1 protein-coding gene is annotated in these 733 nt (G+C 61.5%); it reads right to left on the reverse strand.

Annotation, left to right across the window (positions count from 1 at the left end; translation table 11 throughout):
- The coding region (locus tag NZU74_20400; protein MCS6883690.1) for a hypothetical protein at nucleotides 1–590 on the reverse strand (590 nt) is incomplete at its 3' end.
- Between the last annotated feature and the right edge of the window lie 143 nt (nucleotides 591–733).

A 733-nucleotide genomic window follows, 5' to 3' on the forward strand; every position in this document is an offset into this window, starting at 1 on the left:
GTGTCAATCACCAGCCGGGCGTGCTCGGCCACCAGCGCCCAGTCAATCGTCGTGTGCGCGGTGATGATGATGACGCAGTCGGCGGCTTGGAGCGAATCGTCGGTCAGCGGCGTGGAGGCCAGCGTCTCTGCGCCCAGGGTGAGCGTGGGCACGTGCGGGTCGTGGTAGCTCACGCGCGCGTGGCGGCGCTGCAATTCAATCATCACGTCCAGAGCCGGGGACTCGCGCACATCGTCAACGTCCGGCTTGTAAGCTGCGCCCAGCACCAGCACGTTGGCGTGGTATAGCGGCTTGCCGGCCTCGTTGAGCGCCTCCGCCGCCAGCGTCACCACGTGCTGCGGCATCTGCCCGTTGATGGCATCGGCCAGCTCGATGAAGCGCGCGGTGTAGTTGAGGGCCTTCAGTTTCCAGGAGAGGTAGAGGGGGTCAACCGGAATGCAGTTGTGAACCAGCAGCCCATAGGACGTGACAAAAGTGTGCGTGTCTGCAACTTCTAGCGAATATACGACATCAGCCGGAGCCGTCTCTGTAATCGAACGAACCTTCACAGTCACAAAGCCATCGTAGTGGATGTGCTGTCTTATCGGCATTCGTTTGCTGCGCTCACGCGCATAATTCTCAAGGCGGGCGCGAGCAATGTCACTTTCTGAAAGATGCGCAATGAGGTCAATCTCGCCCGCGGGAGTTTCCGAGGTTCCGAGCGGCACCGGCAATTCGTCCCCGGGTTGCAGGG

The sequence above is a fragment of the Chloroflexaceae bacterium genome (assembly GCA_025057155.1).
Lineage (GTDB): Bacteria > Chloroflexota > Chloroflexia > Chloroflexales > Chloroflexaceae > JACAEO01.